Origin of the sequence: Planktothrix sp. FACHB-1365, from assembly GCF_014697575.1 — a bacterium.
In the GTDB taxonomy this organism is placed as follows: domain Bacteria; phylum Cyanobacteriota; class Cyanobacteriia; order Cyanobacteriales; family Microcoleaceae; genus Planktothrix.
Map to the genome: position 1 here is coordinate 33193 of NZ_JACJSC010000016.1, position 15998 is coordinate 49190.

Consider the following 15998-nt stretch of genomic DNA (forward strand, 5'->3'; position numbering starts at 1 on the left):
TAATTAAAGTTAAAATACTAAATGCTGTAAGTCCTTCAGGATAAGGGTTTTAGCTTTCGGTTTTTTGACGTTATTTATTCCCGCCTACTTATCTTAAGGTTAAAATTTTTGCCTCAAGGAACTCACTTGAGTTAAGCCGCTGGAGTTCCTCACATTGACAGTTGTTTTTAAGTTAGCTACAAGGCTGTCATAATTGGGCATTTCCAGATAACAGTGACGACAAAACCAGTGAATTTCTGTTGCACGAATGTGCCGAAGTAAAGTATCAGAGCAGCAAGGACAAGTTGAAAATAACATTTTTTAATCTCCATTTCTAAATGAGGTTTATTAATCTATTGTTTGTTTAACTTACTTTCCGGTAATTGCGAAAATTCTGATTATTATTGGGTTGAATGTCACAGTTAGTTTGGTTAAAAGCACCCAAAATATCACGGATGCCTAAATGAATATAATATTCGATATCTAAGAACCGTTGACTTGAATAGGGAATCGATAATTTTGTCTGTTCAAAGTCTTCTGTTTTGTCTACTACAACGTATTTATTAGGAACACGATTCAGAACATAAGCAACTAATTCTTGACGTAAGCGATTAGCCGAGAAAGTTTCCTGATGGAGAAACTTAGGATAGGTTTCTAAAATGTTGTCAATCTCCTCAATGACGAAAGGTAAAGTCAGATTGAGTAGTTTATGTTCCATTGTTTACTCCTTAAAAAATTTAATCGGTAATAGATGCAAAATTTGCATAACCCTTTTCTGCGAAGAAAGGGCGCGGAGGCTGTAACGCTTAAAAGATTAAAAAACAAATTTGAGGGAAATTTGAGGATTTTTTTCTCAAGTTATTTTTCAAGGCTATAAAATCCTTTAGATTTAAGTTCAGCAAGGATTACAGGCTTGTGAATAAGGGTGTAATTGTAATAATTAGCAAATTTATGAAACTTTTCTTTACAAACTTTTGAGGATCAAGATGTTATCTGAAATCCCATTATAGATGCTACAGATGATCCCCCCTAACCCCGAGAGGTCTCAGAGAAATTTGCCTTGAGAACGAAACAGCCCTGGTTCCCTAGTGCTATAGATTCCAGCCGAGAGTATTGGCAATTTGGGGTACTAGAGTGAGAGAATCAAAGGGTTTAGCGATCGCACCTTTCACACCCAACGCTTGAAACCGATAGGGTTCAGTCAAACTGCGTCTTGCCGTTAAAAACACAACGGGGATAGGCTGAGTAATAGGATTCGCTTGTAGCTGTTGCAATACAGCTAAACCATCCATATTAGGCATCATCACATCCAGTAGAATCGCATCAGGCTTTTCTGAAACAGCCTTCACTAAACCCTCTTGACCCGAAGCTGCCAATGATACATTCCAACCCCCTAGTGTTTCCAAACATATTTTCACGATTTGTCGGATGTTGGATTCATCATCAATGAATAAAATTCGTTTAGTTTGAGTAACTATATTAATCATGCTCATTGCACCTCCTAGCATGGCCCAAGAGGCATCAGAAAAAACACTTCAATGTAGTAATTTCCCTACACCTACACCTTAAAACAACAACTTGAGGAAATTTTGAGGGAAGGGGATACTGTCTTGGCTGGCCAAGAGCATTACCATCCCAAGGTAGAAGCCACTTGATCTGCCAGGGTCAAAGGGTCAAAGGGTTTTGCAATCACTCCAGCAATACCGAGTTTGGCAAATTCCTTTAAGTCGGTGGACTGCACTTTCGCAGTGAAAAAAATGACTGGAATTGTTGAAGTCGCTGAGTTCTCCTGCAACACTTGGAATACCGTGAGTCCGTCCATGTCAGGCATCATCACATCGAGTAAGATTGCATCCGGGTGTTGAGTTTGGGCGATCTCTAGTCCTTCTTGAGCGGATAAAGCCGTTAGCGTCTCCCAACCCCCTAGATTTTGCAGACAAGCCTGAATGATGATGCAGAGGTTAAGTTCGTCATCAATGACCAGAATCCGTTTCGGTTTTAGCATCAGTCTATGTCCTAACTACCTTAGCGACTGCTATAACATTGATTTCATAGTTAATCAAGGTGTTTTGGCAAAGTGAAATAAAAATTACTGCCCGCTCCCACAACACTTTCTACCCAAATTCTGCCTCCGTGTTGTTGTACGATGCTTTTACAGATTGCCAAACCTAAACCTGTTCCTCGCTTTTGTCGGGAGCCCGAAGCATCGACTTGTTGAAAGCGTCCAAAAATCGTTTCTAATTTATCTGCTGGAATACCACGCCCTTGATCTTGAATTTGAAATAAAACTTGATCCGCTTGGTCTTGAACCCTGAGCGTAACGGTTGCCTTGGCAGGCGAAAATTTAATCGCATTACTAACTAAATTAACAAGGGTTTGAATTATCCGATCTCGATCCACAAAAACCTGAACAGAAGTCGGTTCAATAGATAGCATGATCTGATTTTCTACAGCTAAAGGTTGCAGGGTTTCCACACATTGTTGCAGAAGCACTCCTGTATCACACCACTGCTGATTTAGTTTAACTTTCTGTGCCTCAAGTCGCTCTAAATCCAGAATATCATTGACCAAACGGACTAAACGTTCTGTATCGTGAACGGCGATATCTAACATTTGTTGAGTCGCATCTGGCTGGTTGTTGAAGACTCCCGCAGCCAGTAACCCCAGAGAACCCCGAATTGAAGCCAGGGGTGTTCGCAATTCATGACTGACAATGGAGATAAACTCGCTTTTCATTTGTTCAATGGCTTGACGTTCAGTGATATCCTCTACTGTGCCCACATAGCCCATTAATTCATTGGAAACCGACAAAATCGGCGCTGACCGCACTTGGGTAAAACGAATGATGCCATCTTTGTGGACATAACGAACTTTACCCGAAAATTCCTGCCCTTGGGACACTGCTTTTGACCACTCAGTCGTAACTGTCTCTCGGTCTTCAGGATGGAGAAACTTGACCCAACCCGCTCTCAACGCCTCATCAAAGGTGCAGTCACAAATCAGTTGATAGCGTGGATTGGTATAAATACATTGTCCGTGAATATCGGTCATAAAAATGCCGATAGGCGAAGACTCACTCAGAGAACGGAAATTAGCCTCACTTTGCCGGAGTTCTTTTTCGGCTTGCTGGCGAACTGCTTCGAGGTGTTTAGCTATGGTGATGTCTTGTTGAACAACGACCAGCACATCGCCATATTCAGAATGCTTAAATACAGAAGCTGTTGCCCTACACCAAAATGGAGTTCCATCTTTCTTAATATTATGAACTTCATAAGTCGCTTCACCGTTTTGTAAAATAGCAGAAATAATCACTTCAGTAACATCTTCAGCCGTTACCTCTTCCGTTGCATAGTTAACAATGGAAACGGACTGACCGTTGAGTTCACCCGTCTCATAGCCAAACATCTGCTCAAATTTAGGATTGGCATAGACAATGACCTGATTATCGACTTTGATTAAGCAAATGCTTTCTGCCATATTGCGAGTGATGACAGCCTGAAGATCTAGCATTTGTTGATCCCGTTTGCGATCGCCAATATCTAACAATACGCCGAGTGATCGCACAGGTTGCCCCGATTCATTGTAGATGGCTTTACCACGCGGCATTACCCAATGAACAGAACCATCAGGATGAATCAGTCGATATTCAATAGAGAAATCCGTATGATTTTTAATCGATTCTAAAAACTGTTGTTCAACCCAATCTACATCATCAGGATGAACGATACTGCGGCTAAGTTCATAGCTGGGCTCAATGCTATCGGGGACTAAACCGTGTAGCGTGAACAGATTATCATTCCAGATCAGTTTTCCGCTAGGGAGGTGAAAATCCCAAAAACCGATATGAGTTAAATCTAAAGCGAGTCGGCGGCGTTCTTCGCTCCCTTGTAAGGCTGTTAATGCTTCCTCTAGGTGTTGATTTACCTCAGAGAGTTCTGTTGTTCGCTCCGCTACCCGTGCTTCGAGTTCAGTATTGATTTGCTTACGCTCATCAATTGCCATCACGGTTCCCGTCATGCGGACAGGCTGCCCAGATTCATCATAAAATCCTTGTCCTCGTCCCTCAATCCAGTGAATGCTGCCATCGGGCCAAATGACACGATATTCATGTTGATGGGGAACCCGTTCTTTTAAAGAACGCTCTATCACCTGATTGAATTTCTCATGATCCTGTGGATGGAGACAAGCCTTAAAGGTTTCGTATCGCCCATCAAAGGTTCCAACCGTCAAGCCCAATAACCGTTCATGTTCTGGCGACCAATAAATTTCGCCCGTTAAGATATTCCAGTCCCACAGCCCCATTTGAGCCGCAGATAGCACCATTCGGAGTTGTTCGGCACTTTTCTCTAAAAGTTGTTGACTCAGTTGCTCAATCCTGCGCTTGCTGTTTTTCAGACTGTGGCTCAACAGATGAATCACAACTGCAACGAGGCTAAAGCTTGCCAGTCGAATGAAATCACTGATCGTGAGTGTTGTGAATTGCCCCAGAGGTGGAACAAAAAAGATATTGACTGCCAGTGTTGAGAGGAAAATTGCCACTAATCCAGGCTTTAGTCCACCATACCAAGTGGAAACGGTGATGGCAACAAAGAAAAACACACTCACCGATTGAGTTAGAAACGTCTCAAGGTTGAGGGTTAGAAGTAAGGCGATCGCAGTCGAGCCAACAGCAACGGCATAGGGTAAAAATCGTTGATAAAATTTGATCACTCTATCTTTTACCCCCTGCGTCATTTGTCAACTATATGAATTGTATAAAATAGTCAGCCCAATTATTAATCCCAAAAAATACTGTGATTTCCAGTTCGGGGCGAGGTTCCCTCGCCCCTACGATCAATATTATTCTACAGTTACAGACTTGGCTAAATTTCGAGGTTGATCCACATCTAATCCTCGCCGTGCTGCAATATGATAAGCTAATAATTGCAGGGGAATTACGGTTAAAATCGGGGATAATATTTCATCAACACAAGGAACCCCTAAAACATCATTAAAGGTTTCCTTCGCTTCCGGTTCTTCTTTGGGCATTACCCCAATTAAACGAGCATCTCGTGCCTTGGCTTCTTGAGCATTAGAAATGACTTTTTCATAGACACTTCCGGGCATTGCGATCGCTACAACGGGCACTTTTTCATCTAATAAAGCAATGGGGCCATGTTTCATTTCTCCGGCGGGATATCCTTCAGCATGAATATAACTAATTTCCTTTAATTTTAACGCCCCTTCTAACGCGATCGGAAAATTAATTCCTCGCCCTAAAAAGATAAAATCATGAGTTTCATTAAAATCATGGGCTAACTCCTCAATATGTTTTTCTTGATCCTGTAGTAACTGTTCCATTTGAGCCGGAATTTGTCGCAAATCTTTGAGAATTTCTAACAACCGAGATTGCGGTAACGTTTGACGATGCCAAGCTATATCTAAGGCTAATAAATAAAAGGCGATTAATTGAGCCATAAAGGTTTTTGTCGCTGCTACCCCAATTTCTATTCCGGCTCTGGTATCAATAATATGGGGAACTAATTGAGCTAAAGAACTTTCGGGACGGTTTGTAATTCCTAATAGTTTTGCTGCGTATTCAGGGCGCGCATTAACTCGCCGATGCTGTTCCATCGCTAGAGAAGCTAGGGTATCAGCCGTTTCTCCTGACTGTGTAACCCCAATGGTGATTGTATTTGGTCTGAGGGGAGTGGGTGCATAACGCGCTTCTGAAGCATATTGTACAATAGTAGGAATACCTGCTAATTGTTCTAGTAAATATTTACCAACTAAACTGGCGTGCCAACTGGTTCCACAGGCTAAAATTTCAATTTGTTCTAAATCTTGATACCAGCTAGAAGGAATACTTAAATGGATGGGTGAGGGTGTTTTTTTCTCAGAAGATTTTTTAGCGGATTTTTCTAAGGTTTTTTCAAGATCTCCTTCCCATTCCTGATCTAAATAAGCTTGTAAACAATCCCGAACAACTCCGGGTTGTTCATGGATTTCTTTGAGCATGAAATGTTTGAAAACGTGCTTTTCAACTAAAGTAGGACTCCAATTGAGAATCCGAGGAACTTTATGCAAACGTTCTCCAGCAAACGTATAAATTTCCACACCCAAATGGGTTAAACGAGCAATTTCACCATTTTCTAAACTTAAAACGGCTTGGGTATAAGGAACTAAAGCGGGAGTATCGGAGGCACAGAAAAATTCCCCTTGACCTAACCCAATGGATAAGGGAGCTTGTTGACGGGCAACAATTAATTCATTAGGATAATCTGCACATAAAACGGCAATGGCAAAGGCTCCTTCTAAACGATTAACCGCTTTAATAACAGCATCTAAAAAAGTGATTTTTTCTGAATTTTTAGCTGTTAAAATATCAGCAATTAAATGAGGGATTACTTCTGTATCCGTATCCGATTTAAACTCATAGCCTTTAGCTTTTAATTCTTCTCGTAATTCTCGATAATTTTCGACAATTCCATTCTGAACTACCGCCACTCGTCCTTTATGATCCAGGTGAGGATGGGCGTTTCGTTCTTCGGGTTTGCCATGGGTCGCCCAGCGTGTATGACCAATACCAATACTAGAAGGCATTTCAATCTGGGCTAATTTTTCCCGCAGATTATAGAGTTTTCCTTTGGCGCGGACAGAATGGATATTTCCTTCCCAAATCGTCGCTAAACCCGCAGAATCATAACCCCGATACTCCAGTTTTTCTAATCCTGCGATTAAAATCTCACTGGCGACTTGAGTTCCAATATAACCTACAATTCCACACATAACTTCACAACTCCTACTTTAATTGCCTTGATCTTACAATTGGGAACTATTCTATTCCGGTGGCCGATCAAGAAGCTATAGAACGTAACCCACCATTTCACCCTATTGAGTTCCAGTGCGTCAGTCCTGGTACTATATTGACGACGCAGACATTAGGGAAATCCAGTGGAGCCAAATTTTCAACCTCTCAATCCTGATAATCCAGGGGTACGGGAAGTCATGCAATATATGTTGTCACGTCGTCAGTTTTTTGTGTTAGGGACTGGCTCTTTTGTGACAACACTGATGCTTTCAAGTGTAACAGGGGAAGCTGAATCTGCCCCAAATACCGATGTTTATTCTGCAAGCAATTCAATTAAAAGTGAGGTAAAAACGATGGATATTCAGCCCACTAATCCTGACTATTTTATTCCCAATCGATTTCAAGGAAAAACAATTTTAATTACAGGTGCGGCGACGGGAATAGGATCGGCTACGGCCATTAGAGCCGCCCGTGAGGGTGCTAATGTGGTGGGAGTTGACCGCAAGGAAAAAGAACTCAATCAGACCATTAGCAAGATTAAAGGGGAAGGACATAATGCGATCGCAATTGTTGGGAATGTTGTAGAAACAGCATTGTGCGATCGTATGGTAACAGAAGCGGTGAACGTCTTTGGCGGTATCAATTTGGCGCTGAATGCGGCGGGAGTCATGGATGGAGGAGATCCGGCTCAACCCCTGAATTTTGAAGGTCAACGCAATTTATTGCCTAATTCAATTCATCTGGCTACTGATGAATATTGGGATGCTGTGGTAGCAACGAATACAACGGGTGTATTTAAGTCGATGCGCTCAGAATTGCGACAGATGGTAGAACAAGGTAAAGGGGGAGCTATTGTTAATATTGGTTCAATCGCAGGCTTAACCGGATTAGCCGGAAATCCAGCCTATGTTGCGAGTAAACACGGAGTTACAGGTTTAACGCGAAATGCAGCCCTAGATTATGCCCCTTACGGGATTCGTATCAACTCAGTTAATATGGCGGCCACAGATACACCAATGGTAGCCAGAGCGGGTGAATTTGTGCAAGCCAGCAAAAAATCTGGAGAGGGTAGCTCTATGGGTGGACTCAAACTCCAGAGCATTTTGTCTGCTGTTGATTCTAAAAATCGTTCGGCTACGGTTTGGGAACAAGGGGCAATTATTCTGTTTCTTTTGTCTCCAGATGCTTCTAATTTAACGGGTTGTACTTATGCAACGGATGGAGGTTGGACGGCTTACTAAAGAGAAGAGATTTCGACGGAGTGTAATAGCCTAGCTACCAAAATTATATAATATGAAATCCTTAAGCATTTGCTATCAATAATAAATGGGGTAACTCATCACTTTTGAATATCTCCTATTTCCTATTTTATTGTCCCCTCTGTTCCCTTTTCCCTCTAGTATTAATTTAAGGATTTCATATCAGAATTAACGGCTTACAACAACCCAATTTATAAAGTAACTGCAATTTTATTGTGTTGTTGACGATAGCGATAATAAGCCGCACAAGCACCTTCAGAAGAAACCATCGGCGCCCCTAACGGATGTTCAGGAGTGCAACGGGTTCCAAAAGCAGAACATTGATGGGGTTTTTTAATGCCTTGTAAAATTTCTCCACTAATACACTCACTACAGGGAGAAGAAACGGGAGTTAATTGTTGCGAATTAAATCGTTTTTGAGCATCAAAATTAATATATTTCTGTTTAATTCCTAACCCACTTTGGGAAATTTCTCCCAAACCTCGCCATTGACGGGGGACAATTTCAAAGATTTCCTGAATAATGGTTTTAGCGGTTTCATTTCCTTCTCGACGCACGGAACGATTATATTGATTTTCGAGTTTATATTCACCGTTTTCTAACTGTTGAATACAGAAATAAATCCCTTGTAAAATATCAACAGGTTCAAACCCTGTTACTACAATAGGAATTTGATATTTTTCAACAATAGGTTCATATTCGGTATATCCCATAATGGTGCAAACATGACCCGCCGCTAAGAACCCTTGAACTTGACAATTAGGACTGGATAAAATAGCTTCCATCGCTGGAGGAACAAGCACATGGGAAACTAACAGGGAGAAATTCTTAATGTTTTGTTGATACGCTTGATAAACTGCCATTGCGGTTGTTGGGGCGGTGGTTTCAAAACCAACGGCGAAGAAAATTACCTGTTTTGTCGGGTTTTGTTGGGCAATTTTTAAACAGTCTAAGGGGTTATAAACGATTCTAACATCTGCCCCGGTTGCTTTAATACTTAAGAGGTCTTTTTCACTCCCTGGAACCCGTAACATATCGCCAAAGGAACAGAGAATAATATTAGGTAAAGAAGCGAGAGCAATGGCTTGATCAATAATATTAATATCCGTCACACAAACGGGACAACCAGGGCCATGAATTAAGGTAATTGCTGAGGGTAATAACTCATCAATTCCATATTTAACAATGGAGTGGGTTTGTCCGCCACAAATTTCCATAATTGTCCAGGGTTTTGTGGTTATAGATGCGATCGCTTTTGCATAATCCTGAGCTAATTTAGCATCCCGATATTCATCAACAAATTTCATAATATTTTTATAATAAATGGCTGAATTATAACTATATTATAATGACATTTTTAAATATTTGCTACTAATGAGCAATGGGGGAAATGGATAGGAAATAGGAAACAGGCAAGATGCCTGTTCCACTTCTCTCTTCCCTATTCCTTCTTTAACACTAAACTAAACTATGACCCAGTTTATAAGAGGTAATTGTTTTCATGTATTGAGCGCGTTCGTAGGCAGATTCATCATCACAATGGAGTTGAGACATAGAACCCTGCATTTGTTTCACGGACTCATATTCGTGTTCTTCCATCCAGTGTTTCATTTCATCTTCCATGACTTTAATATAATTAAACCCATGTCGAAGTAATGCAGAACAAACTTGAGTCACTTTTGCACCAGCCATTAACATTTTAATGGCATCATGACCTCGTTGAACGCCACTACTACAAGCTAAATCAGCGTTAATTCGACCATATAAAATTGCAATCCAACGCATGGGTAAACGCATATCATGGGGACTGCTTAAAACCGAACCCGGTTCAACAATTAATTCCTCTGGGTTAATATCAGGTTGTAGGAAACGATTAAATAACACTAAACCATCAGCCCCAGCATCGCAAAATTGTTTAGCCATATTCGCCATATTGCTAAAATAAGGGCTAACTTTTAACGCAACAGGAATACTAACTTCTGCTTTAACTTCTCGCAAAGTATTCAGATAGTTTTGCTCGACTTGTTCTCCGGTTAAATCAAAGTCTGTAGGAACATAATAAACGTTTAATTCAATTGCATCAGCCCCCGCTTGTTGCATCAATTGAGCATATTCCACCCAACCTCCAGAAGAAAAGCCGTTTAAACTCGCAATAATCGGAATATTCGTGCATTCTTTGGCTTGGCGAATATGTTCTAAATACAGTTCTGGCCCGACGTGATATTCATCGGGTTCTGGAAAATAACTTAAGGCTTCTGCAAAGCTATTGGTTCCATATTCTAAATGATGGTGCAGTTCAAATTTTTCTCGGAGTAATTGTTCCTCAAATAAGGAATGTAAAACCACCGCCGCCGCCCCAGCATCTTCTAGGCGCTTAACATTATCAATATCTTCTGAAAGGGGTGCCGCCGCAGAAGGAACGATGGGAGTCCGTAAATTTAAGCCGAGATATGTTGTTGATAAATCCATTGTTTTTTCGTCCTCGGTTTTAGATGATTTTTTCTGGAGGAGATCCCCCTAAATCCCCCTTAAAAAGGGGGACTTTGAAGATCTATATTTCTCCTCAAAAAGGGAAACTTTTAACATCCGGTTTGCACCTTTTTAAGGGAAACTTTTAACATCCGGTTCCCCCCTTTTTAAGGGGCTAGGGGGGATCTAACAGTTAGTGAGAAACCGGGTTTCTTTTCCTAGATTGTGATGATAACTAACAGTTAGTGAGAAACCCGGTTTCTAGTTTATACAGGGGTTGTTTCAGGGGGTTTTGTTTCAGAGGGTGGGGTCGATTTTGCCTCTGAATGACCGTTAGAATGCCCGTTATGCTCCTTAGTTTCTAAAGAACGAGCGGCCATGTATTCATACAGTTTCCAACGGGTACTAACGTCTTGTTGGGCTTCTTGTAATAACCGTTTGGCGTCTGCTGGTTTGCTCTTGGTCAGCATTTTGAAACGGTTCTCCGCATACATCGAAGGTTCAACGGTTTTCTTCGGTGATTTAGAATCTAAAATTAACGGGTTTTTGCCTTGTTCTTTCAAGTCGGGGTTATAACGATACAGCAACCAACGACCGCTTTCCACCACTTCTTTTTGATGGCTCATTCCCGTTGCCATATTAATCCCGTGAGCAATACAGTGAGAATAGGCAATAATAATCGATGGCCCGTCATAGGCTTCCGCTTCTAAGAAGGCTTTGAGGGTATGTTCATCCCGTGCGCCCATCGCCACACTCGCTACATAAACGTTACCGTAGGTCATGGCAATTAAGCCTAAGTCTTTCTTGGGTGACGGTTTACCCCCGGCGGCAAACTTGGCAACGGCGCCGCGTGGAGTCGCTTTCGAGGACTGTCCCCCCGTGTTGGAATAAACCTCTGTATCCAACACTAAAATATTGACGTTGCGACCACTGGCGATGACATGATCTAAGCCACCGTAACCAATATCATAGGCCCAACCATCTCCCCCAATAATCCAAACGGATTTTTTAACTAAATAATCCGCTAAACTCAATAATTGTTGAGCATCGGGGGAATGATTTCCCTGTAATTTTTGTTTAAGTTCAGTAACAAGTTGCCGTTGTTCCCAAATATCCGCTTCTGATTTTTGAGAATTATTGAGAATTTGGCTAACTAGATTATCCCCAACTTCACCACCGAGTTTTTGTAACAGTTCCAAGGCAAACCCAGTGTGTTTGTCGATGGACATACGGAAGCCTAAGCCAAATTCGGCGTTATCTTCAAATAAACTATTTGCCCAAGCGGGGCCACGTCCGTCGGCGTTTTGTGTCCAAGGCGTTGTCGGTAAGTTACCGCCATAAATGGAGGAACATCCGGTGGCGTTAGCAACCATCATGCGATCGCCAAATAACTGAGTTACTAACTTGACATAGGGTGTTTCACCACAACCGCCACAAGCGCCGGAGAACTCAAATAAGGGTTCTTGCCATTGTTGTTGACGAATCATGTCTGGCCGTAATTTTAACCGATCCGGGTTGGGAATACTGAGGAAGAAATCCCAATTTTCCGCTTCTTGTTCCCGTAGGGGTAACTGAGGGGCCATGTTAATGGCTTTTTTGGACGGCATGGATTTATTTTTAGCCGGACAAACATCCACGCACACGCCACATCCGGTACAATCTTCGGGAGCGACTTGAATGGTGAATTTTTCACCGCCAAAGGCTTTATCTTTAACGTCGGTAAATTTGAAGGTTGCAGGCGCGTTTTCTAACACTGCTGCATCATAAGCTTTACCCCGAATAACCGCATGGGGACAAACCATAATACATTTGCCACACTGCACACAGACATCGGCGTCCCAAACGGGGATATCTTGGGCAATATTGCGTTTTTCCCATTTGGAGGTTCCGGTGGGATAAGTACCATCACAGGGGAGTTTACTAACAGGTAGTTCATCTCCTCGTCCGGCGATCATCATGCCTTCAACTTCTTTAACAAAGTCAGGGGCAGCTTCAGGAACGGGTAAACCTCGACGCAGTAGAGACGTGCCATGGCGCGTCTCTACTTCATAAAGATGTTCTAGGGTATCGTCAACGGCTTTTAAGTTTAAGCGAACAATTTCTGCACCTTTTTTCCCGTAGGTTTTTTCGATCGCTTTTTTAATTTGATAGATCGCTTCTTCCCGTGGCAATACTTTCGCTAAGGCAAAGAAACACACCTGCATAATGGTGTTAATGCGGTTGCCCATGCCACTTTCACGGGCGACTTGGTTGGCATTAATTACATACAGCTTGATATTTTTTCGGACGATGGTTTCTTGAATTTCTATGGGCAAATGTTCCCAAACTTCATCGGGGCCGTAGGGACTATTTAATAAGAACGTTGTGCCGTCCATTGCACATTTAAGAACGTCTAATTTTTCAATAAATGTCCATTGATGGCATCCGATAAAATTGGCTTGGCTAATTAAATAAATTGACCGGATCGGTTGTGGCCCAAACCGCAGGTGAGAAACGGTAACAGCACCGGATTTTTTAGAGTCATAAACAAAATATCCTTGGGCATAATTATCGGTTTCTTCCCCAATAATTTTAATCGAGTTTTTATTCGCGCCAACGGTTCCATCTGCACCCAAACCATAGAACATTGCCCGAACAACGTTATCGGGTTCTGTGGAGAAGTTGGGATCGTATTCTAACGAAGTTTGGCTAACATCATCATGAATGCCAATGGTAAAGTGATTTTTGGGTTTAGTTTCAGCTAAATTATCAAAAATGCCTTTAACCATTGCCGGGTTAAATTCTTTGGAAGATAAGCCATAACGACCGCCGACTAAGGATTTAAGGTTTTTAATTTTAGCTTTGAGATCCTCGTTATCTCCTAACATCACTTCTTGAACGGCCGTAACCACATCTAAATAGAGAGGTTCCCCACTAGAACCGGGTTCTTTGGTTCGATCTAAAACCGCGATCGCTTTGACGGTTTCTGGCAGTTCTGCAACTAATTGTTCTCCCTTCCAAGGACGATATAACCGAACTTTTAAAACGCCTAATTTTTCCCCTTGAGCGTTCAAATAATCGACGGTTTCATGAACGGTTTCACAACCGGAACCCATGAGAATAATCACTTTTTCGGCATCCGGTGCACCGTGATATTCAAACAGTTTATAATTCCGTCCTGTCAGTTCTCCGAATTTATCCATTGCCCGTTGTACAATTTCGGGGGTTTTATTATAAAACGGGTTAACGGTTTCTCTGGCTTGGAAATAGACATCCGGGTTTTGGGCGGTGCCTCGCAGCACGGGACGGTCGGGGGTTAACGCCCGGTTACGATGTTCATAAACGTACTGATCATCGATCATGTCTCGCATGACACTCTCATCTAACAAATCAATTTTTTGAACTTCATGAGAGGTGCGAAATCCGTCAAAAAAGTGAATAAACGGAACCCGTGCTTCTAAAGTTGCCGCTTGGGCAATTAAGGCCATATCCTGGGCTTCTTGCACCGAAGCCGAACATAAGAGAGCGAACCCCGTGGCTCTGGCGGCCATGACATCACTGTGATCCCCAAAAATCGATAACCCTTGGGCGGCCAAGGAACGAGCGGCCACTTGGATCACGGCACAGGTTAACTCTCCCGCGATTTTGTAGAGGTTGGGGAGCATTAACATTAACCCTTGGGAGGCCGTGAAGGTGGTGGTTAACGAACCTGCTTGTAAGGCTCCATGAATGGCTCCGGCTGCCCCCCCTTCGCTTTGCATTTCTACAACAGCCGGAACGGTTCCCCAGAGGTTTTTATCACCTACAGAAGCCCAGGCATCGGCCCATTCTCCCATGGGTGAGGAGGGCGTGATCGGATAAATGGCGATCACTTCACTCAAACGATAGGCAACACGGGCAACGGCTTCGTTACCATCTAGGGTTGCATAATTTTTTGTATTCATTCCTAAAATTCCTCTAGCAATAAAACTTTGATCTGAATGCCCGTTAAACCTTAAATACAGAATTGTGGTGGCAATTCACGCGCCTAACTCAATTGATGCTTCTGCTGTTTAGTTTGAGTTGGTAATTTTTCTAATTCTGTAGTTAAACGGACAAAATTCTCCTTAAGAATTACTTCAGCTTTCTCTCATTACCCCAGTAATTGTTGAATTGGGAATTTCCCAGAGTCAAATGTTGGTCAAGATTAAACTTTCCTTAAATTTTGATTAAGGATTTTGCGGTCTACTCCCTAGATTTATATTTTAGATCATCTAATAAAAAAGGGAGAAATAGGATCACTGCTTAATGTTTTTTAACTGATCGTCACCATTTGTTGTAAATCTGTTAAGGTTTGTTGTGCGGCTTGTTCATCGACAATACTCAGGGCAAAACCGACATGAACAATGACATAATCACCGACTTGAACCTCTGGAACATAAGCTAGGTTGACTTCTTTGACCAGTCCGCCAAAGCTAACTTTCCCAATTTTTTCTAAGGGATCATTGCCAGAAATACTGAGCAATTGACCGGGAATCGCTAAACACATTGCTTTACCTATATTATTGTTAAATTTCTTGAAGGACAGAGGAGAGCTTGTTAGGAAATCAACACCTGTTCTGGGGGGCTGATTTTCCTTCTGTTTGGTGTGAGCCCCATCTCATGGTTCCATTATTAACTCACACTGATTAATTCTTTTTTTTATTTTAAGACTTTTTTCCAGAAGTAGGAAGTAGACTTACAATTGAGAATAGAAGTTGGAGTCAAACCCAGAATCGTCGAGATAAACAACAAAAGGGTTGTATAACCAACTCTTAACAAAGTCTACAATCCCTAAGTCCACAAACGTTATTCAATTGGTGATCATTTTGCTGAACAGAACAGAACTTTTTGCAACGGATCTGGCATTAAAAATCAGCAACAATCCATATCATGAGTAGAGAACTGAACTATGCAATTTTCTACGGTAACTGCTGCAAAAGCCGATAAACCCAAGGCTGAAACTGCTAAAGGGGGCGATAAACGATTTAAAGTCCTCGATATGACGATGAAACGGAATCAATATCGTCAGGACGCTTTAATTGAAGTGCTGCACAAAGCGCAAGAATCTTTTGGCTATTTAGAAGAAGAAGTTTTAATCTATGTGGCTCGACATTTAAAACTGCCCCTGAGTTATGTCTATGGGGTCGCCACGTTCTATCATTTATTCTCCCTCAAACCCAATGGTGCTCATACCTGCGTCGTCTGTTTGGGAACCGCTTGTTACGTCAAAGGCGGTGGGGATGTGTTAACCGCATTAGAAGCCAAAACGGGAATTAAAGCCGGGGAAACCACCCCCGATGGTCAAATTTCGATTATGACCGCCCGTTGTATTGGTGCCTGTGGTATTGCTCCGGCTGTTGTTTTTGATGGTAAAGTTGCTCCCCAAATTTCGCCAGAGGTGGCTTGCGATCGCATTGCGGAATGGGAGTAGAGAGGTTTTTAACAGGCTTTAACAGGCAAGATGCCTGTTCCACAATCACAATACAGAGCAGAGGAAACCA

Annotated in this window: 11 protein-coding genes; 2 read left to right on the plus strand and 9 right to left on the minus strand. The window is 42.1% G+C overall.

Features of this window, described 5'->3' with window-relative positions; all coding sequences use genetic code 11:
- Window positions 1-343: 343 nt before the first annotated feature.
- The 5 genes from H6G57_RS17290 to glmS form a co-directional block, all read right to left on the minus strand.
- Window positions 344-697, minus strand: a complete 354-nt coding sequence (locus H6G57_RS17290) for a late competence development ComFB family protein (protein WP_190520723.1) — start codon at window positions 695-697, stop codon at window positions 344-346.
- Window positions 698-1070: 373 nt separating this feature from the next.
- Window positions 1071-1466 carry a response regulator gene (locus tag H6G57_RS17295; protein WP_190520725.1) on the minus strand — a complete coding sequence of 132 codons (396 nt, stop codon included), beginning with the start codon at window positions 1464-1466 and terminating at the stop codon, window positions 1071-1073.
- 140 nt (window positions 1467-1606) lie between these two features.
- Window positions 1607-1984 (minus strand): response regulator, encoded by a 378-nt coding sequence (locus tag H6G57_RS17300; protein ID WP_190520727.1) that lies wholly within the window; start codon window positions 1982-1984, stop codon window positions 1607-1609.
- Between the two features lie 50 nt (window positions 1985-2034).
- The gene (locus H6G57_RS17305; RefSeq protein ID WP_309235945.1) at window positions 2035-4689 is read right to left on the minus strand and encodes a PAS domain-containing protein; all 2655 of its coding nucleotides are present in this window, start codon (window positions 4687-4689) and stop codon (window positions 2035-2037) included.
- A 129-nt stretch (window positions 4690-4818) separates the two neighbouring features.
- Window positions 4819-6747, minus strand: coding sequence for a glutamine--fructose-6-phosphate transaminase (isomerizing) (gene glmS, locus H6G57_RS17310; protein WP_190520729.1), 1929 nt, complete (start codon window positions 6745-6747; stop codon window positions 4819-4821).
- A gap of 165 nt (window positions 6748-6912) precedes the next feature.
- Between glmS and H6G57_RS17315 the strand changes: the two genes are divergently transcribed.
- Window positions 6913-8010, plus strand: coding sequence for an SDR family NAD(P)-dependent oxidoreductase (locus tag H6G57_RS17315; protein ID WP_199314357.1), 1098 nt, complete (start codon window positions 6913-6915; stop codon window positions 8008-8010).
- Between the two features lie 209 nt (window positions 8011-8219).
- Here H6G57_RS17315 and hypD read toward each other — a convergent pair whose 3' ends face one another.
- The 4 genes from hypD to H6G57_RS17335 all read right to left on the minus strand — a co-directional run bounded on the left by hypD (window position 8220) and on the right by H6G57_RS17335 (window position 15004).
- The gene (gene hypD, locus H6G57_RS17320) at window positions 8220-9335 is read right to left on the minus strand and encodes a hydrogenase formation protein HypD (RefSeq protein ID WP_190520731.1); all 1116 of its coding nucleotides are present in this window, start codon (window positions 9333-9335) and stop codon (window positions 8220-8222) included.
- Window positions 9336-9486: 151 nt separating this feature from the next.
- A complete protein-coding gene (locus H6G57_RS17325; protein ID WP_190520733.1) occupies window positions 9487-10497 on the minus strand; it encodes a dihydroorotate dehydrogenase-like protein in 1011 nt (336 codons plus the stop codon).
- Window positions 10498-10763: 266 nt separating this feature from the next.
- Entirely contained in the window at window positions 10764-14420 is a 3657-nt protein-coding gene (nifJ, locus tag H6G57_RS17330; protein WP_190520735.1) for a pyruvate:ferredoxin (flavodoxin) oxidoreductase, read from the minus strand.
- Between the two features lie 350 nt (window positions 14421-14770).
- The gene (locus H6G57_RS17335) at window positions 14771-15004 is read right to left on the minus strand and encodes a HypC/HybG/HupF family hydrogenase formation chaperone (RefSeq protein ID WP_190520737.1); all 234 of its coding nucleotides are present in this window, start codon (window positions 15002-15004) and stop codon (window positions 14771-14773) included.
- A 402-nt stretch (window positions 15005-15406) separates the two neighbouring features.
- On the opposite strand from H6G57_RS17335, the gene hoxE reads away from it, so the two are divergent.
- A complete protein-coding gene (gene hoxE, locus H6G57_RS17340; RefSeq protein WP_190520739.1) occupies window positions 15407-15928 on the plus strand; it encodes a bidirectional hydrogenase complex protein HoxE in 522 nt (173 codons plus the stop codon).
- The last annotated feature ends 70 nt before the right edge of the window (window positions 15929-15998 follow it).

What these genes read in the sequence shown, in the direction of transcription:
- H6G57_RS17290 (WP_190520723.1), bottom strand. Translation starts at nt 697, where the DNA reads ATGGAACATAAACTACTCAATCTGACTTTACCTTTCGTCATTGAGGAG.
- H6G57_RS17295 (WP_190520725.1), bottom strand. Translation starts at nt 1,466, where the DNA reads ATGATTAATATAGTTACTCAAACTAAACGAATTTTATTCATTGATGAT.
- H6G57_RS17300 (WP_190520727.1), bottom strand. Translation starts at nt 1,984, where the DNA reads ATGCTAAAACCGAAACGGATTCTGGTCATTGATGACGAACTTAACCTC.
- glmS (WP_190520729.1), bottom strand. Translation starts at nt 6,747, where the DNA reads ATGTGTGGAATTGTAGGTTATATTGGAACTCAAGTCGCCAGTGAGATT.
- hypD (WP_190520731.1), bottom strand. Translation starts at nt 9,335, where the DNA reads ATGAAATTTGTTGATGAATATCGGGATGCTAAATTAGCTCAGGATTAT.
- H6G57_RS17325 (WP_190520733.1), bottom strand. Translation starts at nt 10,497, where the DNA reads ATGGATTTATCAACAACATATCTCGGCTTAAATTTACGGACTCCCATC.
- nifJ (WP_190520735.1), bottom strand. Translation starts at nt 14,420, where the DNA reads ATGAATACAAAAAATTATGCAACCCTAGATGGTAACGAAGCCGTTGCC.
- H6G57_RS17335 (WP_190520737.1), bottom strand. Translation starts at nt 15,004, where the DNA reads ATGTGTTTAGCGATTCCCGGTCAATTGCTCAGTATTTCTGGCAATGAT.
- hoxE (WP_190520739.1), top strand. Translation starts at nt 15,407, where the DNA reads ATGCAATTTTCTACGGTAACTGCTGCAAAAGCCGATAAACCCAAGGCT.